General features: G+C 48.6%; 18 protein-coding genes. 16 read left to right on the top strand and 2 right to left on the bottom strand.

The features are described 5' to 3' along the window. Positions 1-50: 50 nt before the first annotated feature. The 14 genes from rpsO to OCV31_RS07140 all read left to right on the top strand — a co-directional run bounded on the left by rpsO (position 51) and on the right by OCV31_RS07140 (position 15510). Entirely contained in the window at positions 51-317 is a 267-nt protein-coding gene (gene rpsO / locus OCV31_RS07205) for a 30S ribosomal protein S15 (protein ID WP_108831746.1), read from the top strand. A gap of 56 nt (positions 318-373) precedes the next feature. Then, positions 374-2500 carry a polyribonucleotide nucleotidyltransferase gene (locus OCV31_RS07200; RefSeq protein ID WP_148473855.1) on the top strand — a complete coding sequence of 709 codons (2127 nt, stop codon included), beginning with the start codon at positions 374-376 and terminating at the stop codon, positions 2498-2500. Between the two features lie 43 nt (positions 2501-2543). After that, positions 2544-2987 (top strand): dUTP diphosphatase, encoded by a 444-nt coding sequence (gene dut, locus OCV31_RS07195; protein WP_148473853.1) that lies wholly within the window; start codon positions 2544-2546, stop codon positions 2985-2987. 131 nt (positions 2988-3118) lie between these two features. After that, on the top strand, positions 3119-5302 hold the full coding sequence (locus OCV31_RS07190) for a DNA translocase FtsK (protein WP_267303865.1): 2184 nt from the start codon (positions 3119-3121) through the stop codon (positions 5300-5302). Then, the gene (gene rimO / locus OCV31_RS07185; protein WP_148473849.1) at positions 5299-6624 is read left to right on the top strand and encodes a 30S ribosomal protein S12 methylthiotransferase RimO; all 1326 of its coding nucleotides are present in this window, start codon (positions 5299-5301) and stop codon (positions 6622-6624) included. The genes OCV31_RS07190 and rimO overlap by 4 nt, the downstream gene beginning before the upstream one ends. Then, a complete protein-coding gene (gene pgsA / locus OCV31_RS07180; RefSeq protein ID WP_148473847.1) occupies positions 6608-7141 on the top strand; it encodes a CDP-diacylglycerol--glycerol-3-phosphate 3-phosphatidyltransferase in 534 nt (177 codons plus the stop codon). Before rimO ends, pgsA begins: the two co-directional genes overlap by 17 nt. An 8-nt stretch (positions 7142-7149) precedes the next feature. Beyond that, positions 7150-8406: a competence/damage-inducible protein A gene (locus OCV31_RS07175; RefSeq protein ID WP_148473845.1), complete on the top strand. Its 1257-nt coding sequence runs from the start codon at positions 7150-7152 to the stop codon at positions 8404-8406. Then, positions 8393-9430, top strand: a complete 1038-nt coding sequence (gene recA, locus OCV31_RS07170) for a recombinase RecA (protein WP_148473844.1) — start codon at positions 8393-8395, stop codon at positions 9428-9430. The genes OCV31_RS07175 and recA overlap by 14 nt, the downstream gene beginning before the upstream one ends. A gap of 3 nt (positions 9431-9433) precedes the next feature. Then, on the top strand, positions 9434-10414 hold the full coding sequence (locus OCV31_RS07165) for a metallophosphoesterase family protein (protein WP_148473842.1): 981 nt from the start codon (positions 9434-9436) through the stop codon (positions 10412-10414). Then, positions 10411-11850: an AAA family ATPase gene (locus OCV31_RS07160; protein WP_148473840.1), complete on the top strand. Its 1440-nt coding sequence runs from the start codon at positions 10411-10413 to the stop codon at positions 11848-11850. The genes OCV31_RS07165 and OCV31_RS07160 overlap by 4 nt, the downstream gene beginning before the upstream one ends. Position 11851: 1 nt before the next feature. After that, positions 11852-12091 carry a hypothetical protein gene (locus OCV31_RS07155; protein WP_148473838.1) on the top strand — a complete coding sequence of 80 codons (240 nt, stop codon included), beginning with the start codon at positions 11852-11854 and terminating at the stop codon, positions 12089-12091. Beyond that, complete coding sequence (locus tag OCV31_RS07150; RefSeq protein ID WP_148473836.1) at positions 12088-12750, top strand: P-loop NTPase family protein; 663 nt, start codon at positions 12088-12090, stop codon at positions 12748-12750. Before OCV31_RS07155 ends, OCV31_RS07150 begins: the two co-directional genes overlap by 4 nt. 147 nt (positions 12751-12897) lie before the next feature. Beyond that, complete coding sequence (rny, locus tag OCV31_RS07145; RefSeq protein WP_148473834.1) at positions 12898-14442, top strand: ribonuclease Y; 1545 nt, start codon at positions 12898-12900, stop codon at positions 14440-14442. Positions 14443-14505: 63 nt separating this feature from the next. Then, the gene (locus OCV31_RS07140; protein ID WP_148473832.1) at positions 14506-15510 is read left to right on the top strand and encodes a tyrosine recombinase XerC; all 1005 of its coding nucleotides are present in this window, start codon (positions 14506-14508) and stop codon (positions 15508-15510) included. Between the two features lie 368 nt (positions 15511-15878). On the opposite strand, the gene OCV31_RS07135 is transcribed toward OCV31_RS07140, so the two are convergent. Next, complete coding sequence (locus tag OCV31_RS07135) at positions 15879-16136, bottom strand: AbrB/MazE/SpoVT family DNA-binding domain-containing protein (RefSeq protein WP_148473830.1); 258 nt, start codon at positions 16134-16136, stop codon at positions 15879-15881. A gap of 592 nt (positions 16137-16728) precedes the next feature. Continuing rightward, a complete protein-coding gene (locus OCV31_RS07130; RefSeq protein ID WP_267303864.1) occupies positions 16729-16962 on the bottom strand; it encodes a LysM peptidoglycan-binding domain-containing protein in 234 nt (77 codons plus the stop codon). Positions 16963-17259: 297 nt separating this feature from the next. On the opposite strand from OCV31_RS07130, the gene lexA reads away from it, so the two are divergent. Together lexA and OCV31_RS07120 are read left to right on the top strand one after the other, a co-directional pair. Beyond that, positions 17260-17883 carry a transcriptional repressor LexA gene (lexA, locus tag OCV31_RS07125; protein ID WP_148473825.1) on the top strand — a complete coding sequence of 208 codons (624 nt, stop codon included), beginning with the start codon at positions 17260-17262 and terminating at the stop codon, positions 17881-17883. A gap of 139 nt (positions 17884-18022) precedes the next feature. Continuing rightward, positions 18023-19588, top strand: coding sequence for a helix-turn-helix domain-containing protein (locus tag OCV31_RS07120; RefSeq protein ID WP_148473823.1), 1566 nt, complete (start codon positions 18023-18025; stop codon positions 19586-19588). Positions 19589-19604: the final 16 nt, after the last annotated feature.

Below are 19604 nucleotides of genomic sequence, written 5' to 3'. Positions count from 1 at the left end.
CGATCCTCGACGCTTACTTAGTCAAACCGAATTTTAATTAGGAGGACATTATGTTATCGAAAGAAAAGAAACAAGAAATCATCAAAGCGTATCAAAGAGAAGAAGGGGACACCGGTTCTCCGGAAGTTCAAGTAGCTATTTTAACCTACACCATTAATACGCTGAACGAACACTTAAAAGAACATAAAAAAGACCACCACTCTCGTAGAGGTCTTTTGAAAATGGTCGGTAAGAGACGGAACCTGCTCCGCTATTTAAAGAACAAGGATGTAGAACGTTACAGATCCCTTATCGAACGTTTGGAAATCAGAGGTTAAGACAGGATTTTAAAGAGCGGGCGACCGCTCTTTCTTTATAGAGAAAAGAGAGTGACATGTATAAAACATATACGACGATGTTAAATAACGAGCCTCTGCATGTAGAGATCGGAAAAGTCGCCAAACAAGCTAACGGTGCCTGTTGGGTGAGACAAGGGGAAAGCGTCGTTCTCGTAACGGCTACGGCATCGACCAAGGCCCGCGAAGGCGCGGACTTTCTTCCCTTAAGCTGTGACTACGAAGAAAAATATTATTCCTCCGGCAAAATTCCCGGCGGCTTTAACAAGCGGGAAGGGCGCCCCGGCACCAATGCCATTTTAACCAGTCGCCTCATCGACCGCCCCATTCGCCCTCTGTTTCCCTCGGACTACCATCACAGCATTCAAGTGACGGCCACGGTACTCAGCTACGATCCCAACTATCCCACGGATATTTTAGCCATGATCGGCTCCTCTATCGCCCTGTCCGTCTCGGACATTCCCTTCCAAGGGCCCACGGGTTCCGTGCGCGTCGGCCACATTGACGGAGAAATGGTCTTGAATCCCTCCGTTGAGGATCAAAAGCGCTCTCGTTTAAATCTCGCCGTCTCCGGCACCGCCGATGCCATTATGATGGTGGAAGCGGAAGTGGATTTACTGGAAGAAAGCGACGTACTGGACGCCATTTTCAATGCCCACGAAGAAATCAAAAAGCTGGTCGCCTTTATCGACGGCATCGTCGATGAAGTAGGCAAAGAAAACATGGAATATGAACGCCTGGTTATCGACGAAGACTATAAGAAGACCATTTACGATGCGGTCTACGACAAGGTGGAAGAAGCCCTTTGGATCGCCGATAAAACGGAACAGGGTCACGAACTGACGAAGATCAAAGACGCCCTTATCGCCGATTTGGAAGAAAAAGAAGATTACAGAGACGTTCAGGTCAATACGATTTTCGAAGGCTTGACGCAAGAAATCTTCAGAAAACAGATTCTCGTGGACAGAAAGCGCAGCGACGGCAGAAGCTTTACTGAAATTCGCCCGCTCTCGTCGGAAGTCGGCCTTTTGCCTCGCGTCCACGGCAGCGCCCTCTTTACCCGCGGTCAAACCCAGGCCCTCACTTCCGTCACCCTGGCGGCTTTAACGGAAGGCCAAATCATCGACGGCTTGGATCCCGAATACACGAAGCGCTATGTCCACCACTACAACTTCCCGTCCTACTCCGTCGGCGAAACGCGCCCGCCGAGAAGCCCGGGTCGTCGCGAAATCGGCCACGGCAATTTGGCTGAACGCGCCTTAATTCCCGTGCTTCCCTCGCAAGATGAATTCCCCTACTACATTCGCGTCGTCAACGAAATTTTGGAATCCAACGGCTCCTCGTCCCAAGCGAGTATCTGCGGATCCACTTTGGCCTTAATGGACGCCGGTGTGCCCATTCACGCGCCGGTGGCAGGCATCGCCATGGGTCTTATCGACAACGGCGACGATCCCGTCATCTTAACCGACATCCAGGGCTTGGAAGACCACTACGGCGACATGGACTTTAAAGTGGCGGGTACCTCCGAAGGCATTACCGCCCTTCAAATGGACATTAAAATCGACGGCGTATCCAGAGAGATCTTGGCCCGCGCACTGAAACAGGCCAACGACGCCCGCATGGAACTTTTGGCCCACATGAAAGGCACCATTGCGGCGCCGAGAGAAGAACTCTCTCCCTATGCGCCGAAGATTACCGGGCTTCAAATCGATCCCGATAAGATCGGCGAAGTCATCGGTAGCGGCGGCAAGGTCATCCACAAGATTACGGAAGAAACCGGCGCACAAATCGAAATCGAAGACGACGGACGCGTATCCATCATTGCCAACGACGAGGGCGCTCTCGTGGCAAAGAAAATTATCGAAGACATCGTACACGAATTGGAAGTGGGCGAAATTTTCGAAGGAACGGTTACCAAGGTCGTGGACTTCGGCGCCTTTGTTGAAATCCTTTGGGGCCGCGAAGGGCTGCTCCACATTTCAAACATCGACCACAAGCGCATCGCGAACGTGGACGACGTATTGAAAGAAGGAGATAAGGTAAAAGTCAAGGTCATGAATCTGGATCGGGGAAAGATCGGCCTTTCCAGAAAAGCACTTTTGCCGAAACCGGAACGGAAACAAGGCTCCGTAGAAAAAAAGAACGAAAACAAAGAAAATAAATAGCACAGAAAACCGCTTCGGCGGTTTTTTTCATAAAGGAGATTCTATGAAGGTAAAAGTAGTAAACAAATCCCACCATCCGCTTCCTTCCTACAAAACCGACGGCGCCTGCGGCATGGACTTGCGCGCCAATCTAGACGCACCGAAGACTTTAAAGCCTCTTGAACGCGCCATGATTCCCACGGGCCTTTACTTCGAGATTCCCAAGGGCATCGAGGGCCAGGTAAGGGCGAGAAGCGGCCTTTCTCTGAAAAAAGGCATTACCTTAATTAACGGCATCGGAACCATCGACAGCGACTACCGCGGCGAACTTGGCATTCTCGTCGTGAATTTATCCGATGAATCGGTGACCATCGAAGACGGGGACCGCATCGCGCAGATGGTATTTATGGCCTATGAAGTGGCGGATTGGATTCAGGTAGACAACTTGGATGCGCTTTCGAAAACCGAGCGAGGCGAAGGGGGATTCGGCCACACGGGTCTGCGTTAAAATTAGGTAGAGAGGCGGGAATTATGTTATAATAAATCCGAACATATATTTGAGAAATGAGGGTTTCCTTGCCGACAAAAAGAAAAACCACGAAAAAAAAGACCGCCGCTCAGAGCCAACAAAGGGCCTACATGATCGGAGGCCTCATCATCATATTGTCCATACTTTCCATGTTGAGCCTGTACAGTGAGCAAATGGGCGTTTTCGGGGACCTGACCTCTTCCGCCATCGGAATTTTATTCGGAAAGGTCGGTCCGGTTTTTTGCGCCCTTCTTTTCGTCATCGGTTTATTTTTCATCACCGATTGGGACGTAAAGACCAAGATGAAGGTTTTGGGCTTAGGCCTTACGGTCTTTCTCATGGCCATTTTATTTACCTACGACCCGACGCGCCCGAGCTTAAGCTGGGACGCGCGAATAAATCTCACCGGGCCCTATGTGGATCCGGGCTTTCTCGGTGAAAATTTTGCACGCCTCTTCGTCGGCCTTTTAGGCACCGTGGGAAGCCGTACGGTATTGGCTCTAATTGCATTTTTCATGCTCTATCACCTGCCGTCGAAAGAGCGTCGGGATAGGACGAAAGAGAAAATAGCCGCCACCTTCCGCGAAAAGAAAGCGGAACGAGAAAAGCTTAAGAGTGAAAAAGAAAAGGCCGCGCTTCGAGAGGAAAAGAAGCCTTCGACGAAAAAGACAAAGGCGAAGAAGCCGATCACTTCCGGTGCCGACGCATTTAAAGAATTCGCTCCCGAAAAAAAACGGGAAGAGCCTGTTGAAATTCGCGACTATCGCCCCGCTGCCGAGGAACAACCGAAGCGCGCGGAGGCATTAAACGAATCGGAAAAAGAAGCTTTTGCAAAAGATATGCAGACGGAAGTTGAGGAAACCATCTACCATTTTCCGCCGATCAAATTATTAAAGAAACCCAGTGCAGGCCCCACTGCAGGAGACGGGGACATTCGAAAAAATGCCGATATTATTCAAGAGGTCATGGATAATTTCAATGTGGATTGCCGGGTGCGCGCCATTAACCGCGGCCCCACCATTACGTCCTACGAATTGGAGCCCTCTCCGGGAGTGAAGATCTCAAAAATCGTCTCCCTTCACGACAATCTAAGCCTGTCCTTGGCGAGCCCCGGCATACGAATCGAAGCGCCGATTCCGGGGAAGAGCGCCATCGGCATCGAGGTACCCAACAAAGTGAAAGACAGCGTCCATTTAAGAGAAATCATCGAAAGCGATGCATTCGAAGACCTGGATTCATCGGTTCCCCTCACATTGGGTAAAGATATTAGCGGAAACGCCATCGTTTCGTCCATCGACAAAATGCCCCACCTTTTAATCGCAGGGGCGACGGGCTCGGGAAAATCCGTATGCATTAACGGTATATTAATGGGTATTTTATACAAATCCGCGCCGGAAGACGTGCGCCTGATCCTGATTGACCCGAAAGTCGTTGAGCTCGGGATTTACAACGGCATTCCTCACCTTTTGATCCCCGTCGTGACGGATCCCAAGAAGGCGGCCTTCGCCCTGGCCTGGGCCGTGGACGAAATGGAAAAGCGCTACAAGGCCTTTGCGGAAACCGGCGTGCGCGACGTGTCGGGCTACAACGAAAAAATGAAGGCGGCAGGGGAAAAGACCATGCCGAAGATCGTCATCGTCGTCGACGAATTAAGCGATTTAATGATGGTGGCGGCGAAAGAAGTGGAAGACTACATTACCCGCCTGGCGCAGATGGCCAGAGCGGCGGGCATCCATTTGATCCTCGCCACTCAGCGCCCGTCCGTAGATGTCATTACCGGGACCATCAAGGCAAATATTCCCTCGCGAATCGCCTTTTCCGTGTCCTCTTCCATCGACTCCCGCACGATTTTAGATATGTCCGGGGCGGAAAAACTTCTCGGGAAAGGGGACATGCTCTTTTATCCCTCGAGTTTTCCGAAGCCGAAGCGGCTGCAGGGGGCATTTGTATCGGATCAGGAAGTGGAAAATGTGCTCGCGTTCGTGAAAAAGCACACGGATGACGCGGAGTACGACGAAGAAGCCTTGAACACCATGGAAAAGAAGGTGCAAAAGTCCTTTACCGATGAAGATCCCCTCTTGTACGATGCCGTGGACATTATCCTGACTCAGGAGCAGGCCTCCATCTCTTTTATTCAACGGAAGTTGAAGATAGGCTATGCACGAGCGGCCCGAATCGTGGATCAAATCGAAGAAATGGGCATTGTCGGCCCCAATGAGGGCACAAAACCGCGAAAATTACTCATGACAAAAGAACAAATCGAAAATATGAAAGAAAATCAGGAGAACATATGAAACAAGTGTCCATCGTCACCTTAGGCTGTTCCAAAAACGACATCGATTCCGGACAAATGCGCGGCGTCTTAGACGAGTCTCGCTTTGCCTTTACGGATCTAGTGATGGAGGCCGAGGTGATCGTCGTCAACACCTGCGGCTTTATCGATGCCGCAAAGGAAGAATCCATCGACACAATCTTGGATTTAGCCAAACTAAAGGAATCGGGAAAACTGGAAACCCTGCTCCTCGCAGGATGTTTGGCCCAGCGCTACCCCGATGAACTTTTGGAAGCCATTCCCGAAGCCGACGGCATCATCGGCCCGGGGCATATTCGCTCCATCAATGAGGCCATTCTAAAGGCGGAAAACCACGAAAAGCCTATTTATGCCGCCGCCCTTGAAAACGACTATATCGAAGACGCCCGCAGGGAAGAGGTGTCCGTTACCGAATACGTAAAAATTTCGGAAGGCTGCAACAACCGCTGCGCCTACTGCATCATTCCCTACCTAAAGGGAAACAACCGCAGCCGCTCCATGGAGCATATAGTGGATGAAATCCGCCATCTCGTTAAAAGGGGCACTCGCGAGGTCATTCTTATCGGCCAAAACACGACGGACTACGGCATCGACCTCTACGGCAGATATGCTCTGGTGGATTTGTTAAAGGAATTAAGAACCATCGAGGACCTGCGTTGGGTGCGAATACTTTACGCCTACCCCGATCACTTCGACGATGAACTTATTGAAGAAATGCGGGACAACCCGAAAATTCTTCCCTACATCGACATTCCCATTCAACACGTGGCGGATCCCGTTTTAAAGCGAATGAATCGAAAGACCGATCGCCGCGCCATCGAATCGTTAATTACGCGCCTTCGCCGCGCCATACCTGACATCGCCATACGCTCCACCTTCTTATTGGGCTTTCCCGGCGAGACGGAGTTGGATTTTCAAGAGGTCTTGGATTTCTTAAACGACTATCCCTTGGAGCGCGCCGGCGCCTTCGCTTACTCTCGGGAGGAGGGCACACCGGCTTCCGCCATGGCAGATCAAGTCCCCGATGATCGAAAAGAAGCCCGCGTCGAGGCCTTTATGGCGGCGCAAATGGAACAGTCGGAAGAACTCATGGAAAAACAGATCGGCCGCGTTTTGGAAGTTTTGGTTACGGAAGTCACCGAAGACGGAGCCATCGGCAGGAGCTATTTAGACGCGCCGGATATCGACGGCATGGTACTGATTTACTCGGATGAAAATTTGGCCGTCGGCGACTTTATTAAAGTTGAAATTACCGAGTCTACGGCATATGATTTAGGTGGTGATTATCTTGAACATTGCAAATAAGCTGACGATTATGCGGCTCTTTTTGGTGCCGGTTTTTGTCATTCTTTTTTTATTAAATACACCGGCCACACGCCTTCTTGCATCGCTCGTCTTTTGCGTGGCAGCCTTTACGGATTTTCTCGACGGCCACTTGGCCCGAAAATACAATCTCGTAACCACCTTCGGAAAATTTCTCGATCCCTTGGCCGATAAAGTGCTCACGATCTCGGCCTTTATCATGCTGGTGGAAGAAGGCATTATTCCCGCGTGGGGCGTCATTATTATCGTCGCCAGAGAATTGGCCATTACGGGCTTTCGCATATTGGCCGCATCCGACAATGTAACCATTGCCGCGAGCCCCTTCGGAAAGATCAAAACCATTACGCAACTGGCATCTTTAATTGCCCTTTTATTCTCACCGCCTATTCCCGAAAACATCGGCGTCGTATTGTTTTACATCGCCGTCCTGCTTACGGTTTTAAGCGGCGTCGATTACTTGATCAAGAATAAAGATGTCCTGGATTTGGAAAATATATAGGAGCGTCTATGAAAGCAGAAATCATAACCATCGGAACGGAAATACTAATCGGATCCATTTTAAATACCAATGGCCCCTACCTGTCACAAAAACTTACCGACGCCGGCTACGATGTGGAGTATCACGCCTCGGTTAGGGACAAGTATGAAGCCATTCGAGACGCCATCGAGACGGCCCTTACCCGGTCCGATGTAATCTTTCTCTGCGGCGGATTGGGACCGACGCAAGACGACATGACGAAACAGGCCCTGGCCCACGCTTTGGACTTGCCCTTGATTTTCGACGAAAAACAGTGGGACTATATTCGCAATGTCTCCATGAGTTTTTCTAAAAACATTACGGAAAACAACAAGCGCCAAGCGGAATTTCCCGAAGGCGCCGTGGTCATTCCCAATCCAAAGGGAACGGCGCCGGGATGCATGCTGAACTACGAAGGCAAGCAATTTTTTATGCTCCCCGGGCCGCCGCGGGAATTTGAGCCCATGGCGGACGATATCGCAGCCAATTATCTAAATCCGGTCCACGGAAAGAACTTCATTACAAGTTTGCGTCTGGTAAATATCGGCGAATCCAAATGTGAGTCCATGTTCCGGGAGGCAAAGATCGAAACGGAAAACGTGGAAATCAACACCTTTGCCAAAACCGGAGAAGTGGAAATAAAAGTTATCGCCCACGCGGAGGACGAGGCCGAAGCCGAGATCATCGAAAAAGAATACGTAGAAGCTCTCCGCGCCCTTCGGGAACTCTTTTCCGAGTATATCTACGGCGACGGAGAAAGAGACGTCTTCGAAACTTTGGTTGATTGCCTGGCGGAAGAGAAGTTTACCATCAGCTTTGCCGAATCGGTGACCGGAGGAAACATGGCCCACATGATCACCTCCGTGGCCGGCGCAAGCAATGTGCTTCACGAAAGCTACATCACTTACAGCGACGAGGTGAAGGAAAAGCTGCTCTGTGTAAATCCCGACACCATTTCAAAAGACACCGTGGTCTCCGAAGCGGTGGCTTCTGAGATGAGCCTAGGCCTTTTCGAAAAAACGAAGAGCACCTACTGCGTCGCCACCACCGGCGAGGCCGGCCCGGAATCGGCGACGGGAAAAGATGTGGGCACGGTTATTTACTCTATTCGAAAAGACGGAGAAGAAGTCTTGCGGGAGAGCCGCATGTACAAAGACGATCGCACCACGATTCAATATCGCAGTTCGAAATACATTTTGGCGAGGATTTTATTACACGAGTTAGGAGAGGCACATGGACGAGAGTAGAAAAAAAGCATTAGACGATGCCATCGCGAAAATTGAGAAGGAATACGGCAAAGGCGCCATTATGCGCCTGGGCGAAAACGCCAATTTAAACATCGAATCCATTCCCACCGGCGCCTTAAGTTTGGATATCGCCTTGGGAATCGGCGGCATCCCCAGAGGCCGCATCATCGAAATTTACGGCCCCGAATCTTCCGGTAAGACCACACTGGCCCTGCACATGATCGCCGAAGCGCAAAAGCTCGGCGGCACGGCGGCTTTTATTGACGCGGAACACGCTCTCGACCCTCAGTACAGCAAGAATCTGGGCGTCGATACGGAAAATTTAATCATCTCTCAACCGGACACCGGGGAACAGGCCCTCGAAATTACCGAAAGCTTGGTCAGGAGCAATGCCGTGGATTTAATCGTCGTAGACTCCGTGGCGGCACTGGTGCCGAAAGCGGAAATCGAAGGCGAAATGGGAGACAGCCATATGGGTCTGCAGGCTCGGCTCATGAGCCAAGGGCTCAGAAAATTAACAGGCGCCATCAGCAAATCCAAGGCATCCGTAATTTTCATCAATCAATTGCGCGAAAAAATCGGCGTCATGTTCGGCAATCCGGAAACCACCACCGGCGGCCGCGCCCTGAAATTCTTCACTTCCGTGCGCATGGATATTCGCCGCATAGACAGCTTGAAAAAAGGCGATGAAATTATCGGTAACCGCGTCCGCGTGAAGGTCGTGAAAAACAAAGTAGCGCCCCCCTTTAAAAAGGCGGAATTCGATATTATGTACGGCACGGGCATTTCCAAAGTGGGCTCTATTTTGGATGCCGCCGTGGAAGCGGGCATCGTGGAAAAATCCGGTTCCTGGTTCGGCTATGGCGACGTCAAACTCGGTCAGGGGCGCGAAAATTCCAAGGCCTATTTACAGGAAAATGCCGATCTCTTAGACGAAATCGACGAAAAAGTCCGCATTCACTACAAACTGGGCAACAAACACAGCAACGAAAACGAGGCAGGCGAACCTTCCGAGGAGGAATAGTCGTTGAAATTCCTGTACTTCACAGATAGTCATATTCGAGGAACGAATCCGAAATCCAGAACGGATTCGTTTTTCCATACGGTCAAAATTAAATTACAGGAAATTCAATCCGTGGCGCGGGAAGAATCGGTGGATTATATTTTACACGGCGGCGATCTTTTCGATCGCCCGGACGTTTCCATTTCCGTAATGAACGAGATCATTCCTATTTTAAAGGGATTCTCCGCGCCCATATATGCCATCAGCGGCAATCACGACATCTACGGCCACAACCCCGTCACACTGCCCAGGACCATGATGGGACTTTTGGACACCTTAGGCATCATTCATTTAATTAACCACCGGAGAATCCTTTTAAAAGACGAGGAGACCACGGTTCAGTTAAGCGGATCCCCCTATATGTACGGTCTGGATCGGCAGGAAAACCGGCATCTTTACATCGTCGATGAACGAGATCCCGATACGGACTATGCCATTCATCTGGTTCACGGCTTTTTAATGGCCGGCGAGGTAAGGGCTATGTTTTCCCATACGACCATCGACGACATTAAAGATACAAAAGCCGATTTAACTTTGTGCGGCCACTTACACGACGGTTTTCCGCTGACGGAAGTAGACGGAAAATCATTTCTCAATCCCGGCGCCATGGTTCGGATTTCAAATTCCATGAAAGAGCTGAAACGGCGGCCCAAGATCGTTCTTATCGACGTGAAAAAGAACAAGGCTGCCATCGAGGTGCGGGATTTAAGATCCGCCTTGCCGGGCCCCGAGGTCTTGGACCGAAGGGAAATCGAGATGCATAAATTTAAGAGGCAGGAATTGGCGGAATTTAAGGAATCCATCGACCGCTCGGGAAATTACGACCGCATAAACTTCTTCGATCTCCTGGCCGACATCTCCGCTAACGAAAATTTGGATCCTGCCATAAAAAAAGAAGCCATGAAGCGTATCGCCGAAGTTCAGGAGAGGAGGAGTATCCTTTGAATTCCATCGAAAAAATCATTCTCGTGAATTTTCAATCCCACATGTACTCCGAACTTTCTCTTTCTAAAGGCGTCAATGTCATCGTAGGCCCTTCAGACAGCGGCAAGACAGCGATCATGCGGGCCCTGCGTTGGAACATGTTTAACGATCCCTCCGGCGTGGAATTCGTGCGTGAAGGAGAGTCGGAGGTATCCGTCACTGTCCGCTTTCAAAACAAGGTGGAAGTGGAGCGCAAACGCACTCGCTCGAAGAATCAATACATTTTGCGACAACCGGGTGAAGAAGAGTTGATCTTCGAGGGCTTCGGAAAAAACGTACCCGCTGAAATCGAAGAAGCGATCGGAATTAAAAAGGTTATGCTGGACGATAAAAAATCCCTGCCTCTGAACTTTTCCGATCAACTGGACGGGCCCTTTCTCCTTCAGGAAACCGACGCATACAAGGCCCAGGCCATCGGACGCATGGTGGGCGTGGATTTGTTAGACGAAACCATGCGTGACACCCTTCGCGACAAAAAACAAATCGCCATACGCCGGGAGATGCTCGAGGCCGATTTACAGGAAACGGAAGATTCCCTCAAAGCCTTTTCGGATTTGGACGAGGAAATCGCCGTTCGGGAAAAAGTGAGCGAAATCCTTTTTGCCGTATCGGACCTTCGGGAAAAGATGGAATTGGCAGAGGCGTATAGGCAAGAACGCATCTCCATCAGAGAAAATCGGCGGAAGGCGGAAGACATCTTAAAGCGCTACGCCGTACTGGATCTATTGGGAGAAAATATTTCCTCCCTGCAAAACAAGGTAAGTCAATACGGCAGGGAGCGCCTCCTCTCAGATCTGTTTAAACAAAATGCATTCAATCGGAAGACCACCGCATCGGTGCTTGAAAATTACGAAAATGTGGAGACGCTTCGGGAGAAGGTTCGCGAAATGAGGGAAGTTAAAAATACCTACGACAATATTCTACCCCTGTATCTTTCCCTCGCAGCAGCTCAAAAGGCGAAAACGACAAATCAGAAGATTCTGGATGCGACAAAAGGCCTCGGTGCCATTCTATCCATGGAAGTTCAAAAGAAGTACAATAAGCTCATCGATTACAGAAGTTTGCTGGCGGCTTTTCAGGAATTAAACGCGCGAATAAAAATGGGGGAAGCCTTCCTGGCTCGCTTCAGTCAATTGGACGGCCTGGAGAAACTAAACGGTCAAATGACGGAAGCACTGGAAAAAGATCGATCCCTTCATGCTCTTTTACAGGAACAAAAAAGGCTCAATCATGAAAAAGAAAAGCTTTCGGCCGATCTTTCCCGCTTCGTCGACGACGATCGACGGGCCATGGACGCGTACTTAAACGGCCTTTCCGAGGCCGGCACCTGCCCTTTGTGTAAACAGCCCATAGACGATGGGGCCCTGCACGCCATTAAGCATAGTTTGGAGGATTAGGATGAATTTAGAACAACGGATCAGCGAATTAAATCAGCGCTACGAGCAGGCAAAGGACACGCGCAAACGCGCCGAGTGGCGCATGGAAGAGCTGGAGCGGGAAGAAAAGGAATTAAACGAAAAAATCAAAGCCCTGGGCTTCGATCCCGCGACCTTGGAAGATGAAATCAAGCGCATGGAATCCGAAATCCTTCGTCTGCTCGACGAAGCGGAAAAACTTCTCCCCGAGGATAAAGCATGACCTACGAAGAAGCCTATAAGCGGTTTGAGTCCTTTTCAAAAGAGGTTAGCCGCCGGGAGGGCATTCGCGATTCCATTCTCGATCAGGTGGAAAAAAAGAGGCAGGGGATCAGAGAAGTGGAAGCGGAAGAGAAGAAGCTCAGCGGCGTGGTCTTTCTTTTGCAAAAGGCCGCCGACTTTTCCAGAAACCAAGCCACGCACCAAATCGAAGACATCGTCACCCAATCCATCGCCTACATTATGCAAAACAGCTCCAGGTTTATCGTAGACCTCTCCGAAAAGCGTGGACTTCCTATCGCCGAGTTTTTCGTGGAATCCGATTACGGAGAATACAAAGTAAAGACGAAGCCGGAGATGAGTCGTGGCGGCGGCGTCGTAGACATCGTGAGCCTCGCTCTGCGCATCGCCTTTTTGGAAAACCACCGGCCGAAAATGGACGGACCCCTCTTCCTCGACGAGCCCGGAAAGCACATCAGCGACGATTACATCTTTAATATGGGGGAATTTGTAAAGGAATGTTCCCGTCTTTTTTCCAGGCAAATCATTATGGTCACCCACAACGATTATCTGACAAACATTTGCGACAAAGCCTTTCGCGTGGATATACGAAACGGCATCAGCGAAGTCGTTGAAATCATCGCCGAGACCGACGAATCCTAACGTACAAGGGACTGCCATGCGGTCCTTTTTTTACTGCAAAGAATGTGGCGAAAAGAAATCATCGAAACAAAAGATTCAAATTATGATATAATAAACAAGTGGTTTATACCATTTGAATCATGAAAATTAAATAAGGAGGTGTTCCATATGCCCGCATATTTGGTATCTATTCTGGGGGCATTGGTATTTGGAATCCTCGGAGTAGCTATTGGTTATTTTTTACGCAAAACATTGGCTGAAGGAAAGCTCAATCATGCGGAAGAACTAGCAAAGAATATCATTATTGATGCGGAACGTGAAGCCGAAAACAATAAACGCGATATTTTATTCCAAGCGAAAGAGGAAATACACAAGCTTCGGGATACGGTCCAACAGGAAAGTGATGCTCGAAAAAACGAACTGCAGCGCTACGAAGATCGCTTAAATTCCAAGGAAGATTTGCTTCAATCGAAAAGTGCGACCTTGGAGAAAAAGGAAAGCCAGATTTTCGACCAACAAGCGCGCATTCAAGAGAAGGAAGATCTTATCGATGAATTGGTGGACAAGAAGTCCGAAGAAATTCAACGGATCTCCGGCTTATCCAAAGAGGAAGCCAAACAAATTCTTCTCAATGAATTGGAAAACGAGCTGACCCAAGAATCGGCGGTGAAGATTCGCGAATACGAACGCTACGTCAAAGACGAAAGCAAAAAAATCGCTCAAGACGTTATCGTTCACGCCATTCAACGGATCGCAGCCGACGAAGTGGCCGAGTCCACGGTCTCCGTGGTGAACTTGCCCAACGACGAAATGAAGGGCCGCATCATCGGTCGGGAAGGCCGAAACATTCGTGCCATCGAAGCCTTAACCGGCGTCGATTTAATCATCGACGATACGCCGGAAGCTGTCGTCGTCTCTTCCTTTAACCCCATTCGCCGCGAAATCGCGCGCCTAACTCTGGAAAAATTGGTCCTCGACGGACGAATCCACCCGACGCGCATCGAAGACACGGTAGAAAAAGCGAGACAGGAAGTAGATGAGATCATCAAGGAAAGCGGCGAAGAAGCTGCCTTCGAAGCCGGCGTTCACGGCCTTCACCCGGAACTGGTGAAGTACCTTGGCCGTTTAAAATTCCGTACCAGCTTTGGACAAAACTGTTTGCGCCATTCCGTGGAAGTGTCGAAAATTGCCGGCTATTTGGCCGAAGAAATCGGCATCGACTCGAAACTGGCCAGACGTGCCGGCCTGCTCCACGACTTAGGAAAGTCCATCGACCACGAAGTGGAAGGACCCCACGTGGAATTAGGTGTGGAACTGGCTAGGCGCTACAAGGAGCCTGAAGCCGTCATTAACGGCATCGAGGCCCACCACGGCGATGTGGAATTCGATTCACTGGAATCCGTCTTGGTGCAGGCAGCCGACGCCATCAGCGCGGCACGACCCGGTGCACGACGGGAAACCATCGAAAACTACATTAAGCGGTTGGAACAGCTGGAGGAAATCGCCACCGGTTTCGACGGCATCGAAAAATCCTACGCCGTCCAAGCCGGCCGGGAACTGCGCATCATCGTGAAGCCCAAAGAAATCGACGAGGCCCACATGGTGACCACGGCTCGAAACATCGCCAACGAAATCGAGGCACAGCTGGATTTCCCGGGTCAGATCAAAGTCAATGTGATCCGCGAAACCCGCGCCGTCGAATACGCCAAATAAAAAAACCTGCCTACGGGCGGGTTTTTTCTTGTTTTCTTTGCTATGATAGTTACGAGGTGACACATGATTCGCTCAACTATACTGGACGACTACCTAAATTACCTGCGCGCCGCCAAAGGCCGCAGCGACGGCACGATAAAAGAATATTATTACGACATACGACAATTTCTTCGTTATATGCGCGTTCGAAAAGAAGGCCTCGTCGTAGATTCCTTAGACGAAGTTGACATCGACACCGTCGATAAGGCCCTTTTGGAACAAATCGACAAGAGCGATGTTTACGCCTATATTTCCTATTTGGATAGGGAAAGGCAAAATAGCAGCCGAACGAAATTTCGAAAAATTTCTTCCGTGCGCTCCTTTTTCGACTATCTGACCTATAAAGTGGATGTATTGGATAAAAACCCGACGGAAAACATCGACATGCCGAAAATCGAACGTTCTCTTCCCGTCTACTTAACATTGGAAGAGGCCGTGCGACTCTTGCATTCCGTTCAAAATTATAAACAGAAAGAGATCTTCCGCCGGCGGGATTACGCCATCGCCACCCTGTTTTTAAACTGCGGCCTGCGCCTCAGTGAACTCGCATCATTAAATGTGGAAGATTTAAACAAAGACCGCACCCTGCGCATTTGGGGCAAGGGCTCCAAGGAACGACTGGTCTATTTAAACGACAATGTTCAGCGCTCCATCGATGCCTATTTGGCGGCGAGGAAGGCCGAAGGTTTGGAGGAAGAAGGGGCCCTCTTTTTAAGCATGCGCAAAAGCCGCATGAGCAATCGCTCCATTCAGCATATGTTGGAAAAACACTTGAAAAACGCCGGATTTGATACGAAAAAATACACCGTGCATAAGCTGCGCCACACGGCTGCCACCTTAATGTATCAATTCGGCGACGAAGACCTGAAATCCCTTCAGGAAATTCTCGGCCACGAGTCTATTTCAACGACGCAAATCTACACTCACGTCAATATGGAAGACATTCGCCACACCATGAGCCAAAACCCCTTGGCCAATGTGGAGGACGTGGAAAAAATGCTTGAGGATGCGGAAAAAGAAAAAAAATGATCTGTTCGACGGAATCATACGTTCGAACATTCGATCTCGTTTCCGGTACATGATTTTATAAATATACAACCATTTTCTGAAATCATAAATTTATTTTTCAGGGCCTCTAAGCGACGAATAGCATACTTTTTATTATTAACCGGCTTTCTATGTGCTTTATGAATAAAATGCCCGCTATTTCGATTCTACGGCGTCAATATCAGGAAACGACGGTATCCATGGTTTAATATCATCAATCGATGATACGATACGCCATGAGCCGGCCTTCACTCAGTAAAAAACCTCCTATGCCAAAAAGCAGAGGAGGTTTTAAAACTTATTCAGAACATCATGGTGCCCTATATCGCAAAGAAGTAAAACTTCGGGCATTACTTATCCAATTCCTCGAAAAGAGAGTCGATGGAATCAAAAACCAACTGGTTCCCGTTTTTGATGGATTCCTTAATTTCTTTCACTTCGGCCTTTAAGCTCCTTATAACGTGTTCGGGATAGACTGCAACGGGCACGAGGACAATTTTTCCGTTGTCTTCGGTGACCTCAAACTGATCGCCTTGATTTAATTCCATAGACTGAACGATGTCTTTCGGAATGGTCACTTGTGATTTCGCTTTTAATCCAACTAACATAATAAACCTCTTAAGTTGGAAATTCATACTTTCTAACTAAAACATAATTGTTTTCTTGATGGACGTCAAGTGATTGCTTAGCAGAACCGTCCTTTGATTGAATAGATGATTTCATAAATAGTATCAAAAGTACTTAGGACGATAAATAAAGATCGCTCGGAGGTATTTTGGTTAGGATCCACGGGACAGAGATTTCGAAGTATAATTTAGGTGGATCGTGGGATGGAATTCATCCTTTGCCCAAAAACGAAGCCGCAAAATCGAATTTAAGACCTTTAAATGAAAGATTCATAGCGTTGCATATAGAAAAAACAGAACCGTTTAAAGGGCCTTAAAGATTAGCGATCGCTCCTCTTTATGAAGTAGTTCGTTTTAGTCACAAAATTTATATTTTGTGACTAATTATATTCAGGGTGTCTTTTAAATCTCACGACATCATGTTCTCTCTTCTTTTATCTCTTTCCAAAACGGTTCATCCGAAAAGGCATGAAAAAAGACGGCGCCTGGCCGTCTTTTCGTTTGTGTATTTCTAATTATGTGCCGGTCGCGCCGAGAGCTACGCGACACCACCGGTAGGTCATCCTTGATCAATTCAATTAGAGCGAAGTTCGCGTTCCTCCAATACGACATAAATCGTCTCTCCGGGCTTTAAGGTGCAGTCATCCTTTAAACCATTGGCTTCCACCATCCGGTGGATCATAAGGCGCAAATCGTCGCCCTCATTGGCATAGGACGATGCGATGGACCACAGGGTATCTCCCGGTTTGACACAGTATTCTTCCCGCACCTGATAGGTTTCCATGCTCTTCGGTACAGTGGTTCCCATAATGCTCAGTAACAAAAGAAGAATAATCGGCAGCAGGCGTAGGCGCTTTCTTTTTTTAAGGGCTCGTTGGGAAGGATGTTTATTTATTTGACAGGGGCGATTTATGGTTTTCTCTCTTTTCATTTCATGCCTCCAAAAATTAAATGTTCGATCGTATGTTTTGAAACTATGTTCGTACGTTTGTTCCAATTGTATCTGAACAATTGTTTCCTGTCAAGCTTTTTTGAATGTATGTTTGAAATGTTTGTTCGTCTCTGATATACTAAATGTACCTCATGAAAAGGAGCGATATATACCATGTATGAAGATCTTGAAAAACGGGAAATGGAAATTCTCTTTTATATTAAACGCTTTATCGATTCCAACGGCTACCCCCCTTCTATTCGCGAAATCTGCAACGGCTGCAACATTAAGAGCACATCCACCGTTCACTCCAATTTAGAAAAGCTGGAACTTAAGAATTACATTCGTCGCGGCGCCACCATTAATCGGGCCATCGAGGTAATCCGTCAGGATGACGATTTTCTCTCCGCCAAAAAGAAAACCACCGATATTCCTATTCTCGGCCGCGTCGCCGCCGGACTTCCCATTTTAGCTTCGGAAAATATTTCCGACACCGTGCCCATGGCCACGGATTTTGTAAAAGACCGCAATCTCTTCTTTTTAACGGTTCAGGGAGAAAGCATGATCGATGCCGGCATTTTAGACGGCGATCAGGTTTTGATCGAACCTGCCTCCTCCGCCGAGGAAGGGGAAATTATTCTGGCCCTTATCGAAGACGAAGCGACCATCAAGACCTTCTATCGCGATGAAGAAAATCAACGCTTCCGTCTCCAACCGGAAAACAGCACCATGGAGCCCATTTACGTGGACGATCTCAAGGTGCTTGGCCGCGTCATCGGCCTCTATCGCCTGTTTTAAACCAAAATGCCGCCGAGTTTCCTCGACGGCATTTTTTGAGCGCTTTTTTCTACTCGACGACCGTTTCTTTCTTCTATTTTCCCGCAAAAAGGATATAATAGAATAATATTTCTTAATCTTCTAATGCAACGGAGGCAGTATGTTATTTTTAAATCAGGACAAAAACTTAATGGCCCTTCTGACCATTTTATATAAGGAGCGTAACAAGTGGATCCAACTGGGGGATTTGGCTGCGGTCATCGGCGTCACAAAAAAGACGGTCCGCAACTACGTTCGCATCGTCGAGAAAAAGTTTAAGGACCATGCCGAATTTTTTTATAACGGCTCCATGCTTTACGTGCAGTTCCGCCCGAACTTCGGTTTAATCAGCATGAAGAAATTACTGGTTCGCGAATCACTGCTCTATAAAATTCTCTTTCAGGCATTTTTCGATCCCACCATTAAAAAATCGGATCTCGCCTTTGATTTGGGATTCAGCGAAACGTCGATTTATCGCCACGTGCAAAATTTTAACGAGCAGCTTGTGGGCGTCTACGATCTTTCTTTCTCCTATTCGGATTTTCAGTTCGAAGGTGAGGAAAAAGAAATCCGGAATTTTTACGTGAATATGTTTATCGAGACCATGTTGCATCCCGGCGAATGGCCTTTTTCAGGCACGATCCGGGAAGACCTCGTGGAGACTTTTGCCGAGCGCATGTACAGCTTCCTCCACTTCTCCCCTTCCCCGGCACAACACAATTACATAAAGGTATCCATCGCCGTGTCGTTTTTCCGCCTCATGCAGGGTCATACGATTCATACGGAAAATTATCGAGACGAATTAATCGCCAATGCGAAATTGCTGGCCACCGACGAGGTAGTAAAGAAATTAATTGACGACGTCATGCCCAAGAAACAAGTGAGCACGCCGGTGGATCTTTTGGTGAGCATCTTGTCTATTTTTTATGCGGAAGAAAATCCCATTCTCTTCGACGACCCGGATCTTTTAGAGGAAAAACTCCAATCCATAAAAAGTCGTGAAGACTTTTTTAAATCCCACTTGCCGGGCTTTTTGGATCAATTTCATCTGCAACTGGAGGATCGGGACGAATTGTATCGCTCCCTGGCGGTTTACTTTACCTATCGCCTCTCCAATTTTAAAAAACGGGAATTCTTCCTTAAGCGTTCCACCTACTTGCTTGCCTACATCTCCTTTGCAAATCCGGAGCTTCACACAGAGTTGACGACGATTTTCAAGGAATTTGTCCGCGAATTTCCGGAATTCATGGACTACGCCATCGACGAACTGACCCTGGCCTTTTACAGCCTCTGGCCGGATCTTCTCTCTCAATTATTTTACGGCCGCGAGCCCTACAAGGCCCTGGTGGTCAGCCAGGACGATTCCTTTTTCGGAAAAACGCTGGTTCACTTGATCAACAAGGGAACGTCGAATTTAATTCACGCCGAGCTTTACGACGGTTATCGCGTCGACATGAATCATTTGGCCCGGCTTCCCTATGATTTAATCATCACCGACTTTTTCGTTGAGTCCGTGCCGGAAGGGGCCTTGGTCTATACTTTCGGCCAACTGCCCTCGCCCTATGAATTGCAGGGCCTGTGCCGCGATTTAAGAATTAAGAAGCAGGGATACGACACCGATTTCAAAAAGCGAAAAGGCTATACGGATATTTCGGAATTTAAGCGGCTACTCGCCGTTTATTCGTAATAAAAAATGACCCCGA

Source organism: Aedoeadaptatus acetigenes (assembly GCF_025566985.1).
Classification (GTDB): Bacteria; Bacillota; Clostridia; order Tissierellales; family Peptoniphilaceae; genus Aedoeadaptatus; species Aedoeadaptatus acetigenes.
This window is presented reverse-complemented; position numbering and strand designations above follow the sequence as displayed.

Excerpts from the sequence above, each read along its gene's own strand:
- rpsO (WP_108831746.1), top strand. The coding sequence starts at position 51 with ATGTTATCGAAAGAAAAGAAACAAGAAATCATCAAAGCGTATCAAAGA.
- OCV31_RS07200 (WP_148473855.1), top strand. The coding sequence starts at position 374 with ATGTATAAAACATATACGACGATGTTAAATAACGAGCCTCTGCATGTA.
- dut (WP_148473853.1), top strand. The coding sequence starts at position 2,544 with ATGAAGGTAAAAGTAGTAAACAAATCCCACCATCCGCTTCCTTCCTAC.
- OCV31_RS07190 (WP_267303865.1), top strand. The coding sequence starts at position 3,119 with ATGATCGGAGGCCTCATCATCATATTGTCCATACTTTCCATGTTGAGC.
- rimO (WP_148473849.1), top strand. The coding sequence starts at position 5,299 with ATGAAACAAGTGTCCATCGTCACCTTAGGCTGTTCCAAAAACGACATC.
- OCV31_RS07175 (WP_148473845.1), top strand. The coding sequence starts at position 7,150 with ATGAAAGCAGAAATCATAACCATCGGAACGGAAATACTAATCGGATCC.
- recA (WP_148473844.1), top strand. The coding sequence starts at position 8,393 with ATGGACGAGAGTAGAAAAAAAGCATTAGACGATGCCATCGCGAAAATT.
- OCV31_RS07155 (WP_148473838.1), top strand. The coding sequence starts at position 11,852 with ATGAATTTAGAACAACGGATCAGCGAATTAAATCAGCGCTACGAGCAG.
- OCV31_RS07150 (WP_148473836.1), top strand. The coding sequence starts at position 12,088 with ATGACCTACGAAGAAGCCTATAAGCGGTTTGAGTCCTTTTCAAAAGAG.
- rny (WP_148473834.1), top strand. The coding sequence starts at position 12,898 with ATGCCCGCATATTTGGTATCTATTCTGGGGGCATTGGTATTTGGAATC.
- OCV31_RS07140 (WP_148473832.1), top strand. The coding sequence starts at position 14,506 with ATGATTCGCTCAACTATACTGGACGACTACCTAAATTACCTGCGCGCC.
- OCV31_RS07135 (WP_148473830.1), bottom strand. The coding sequence starts at position 16,136 with ATGTTAGTTGGATTAAAAGCGAAATCACAAGTGACCATTCCGAAAGAC.
- OCV31_RS07130 (WP_267303864.1), bottom strand. The coding sequence starts at position 16,962 with ATGGGAACCACTGTACCGAAGAGCATGGAAACCTATCAGGTGCGGGAA.
- lexA (WP_148473825.1), top strand. The coding sequence starts at position 17,260 with ATGTATGAAGATCTTGAAAAACGGGAAATGGAAATTCTCTTTTATATT.
- OCV31_RS07120 (WP_148473823.1), top strand. The coding sequence starts at position 18,023 with ATGTTATTTTTAAATCAGGACAAAAACTTAATGGCCCTTCTGACCATT.